1 protein-coding gene is annotated in these 284 nt (G+C 45.4%); it reads left to right on the top strand.

The genetic code is table 11. The annotated features are described in order from the left end of the window. Nucleotides 1–116: 116 nt before the first annotated feature. On the top strand, nucleotides 117–284 hold a 168-nt coding region (locus ACYQ8U_RS23405; protein WP_459947952.1), incomplete at its 3' end, for a transposase.

The raw sequence follows: 284 nt of genomic DNA, 5'->3' as shown, positions 1-284 counted from the left end.
ATTGATTACCCATAAGACTCAGCCAATTTTTTTTTGACAATTTTTTTGAGGGTACTCACTCTGTGATACCCCTGCCCTGGTAATATACTCCCAAACCTAAACAAGGAGGGAGTGTCATGGCCAAGAACAAGATACAATTTCAGGAAGGTCTCAGCTTGCAAGAGTTTCTATCTCATTTCGGCACCGAGGAGCAGTGTCGCGCCGCTCTGCTTCATTGGCGATGGCCACAGGGTTATATTTGCCCCGAGTGTGGTCATAGTAGCTATTGCGAACTTAAAAGCAGA

Source organism: Desulfocastanea catecholica (assembly GCF_054657295.1).
Note: the sequence above shows the minus strand (reverse complement) of the source record. Positions and strands in the feature narration are given on the sequence as shown.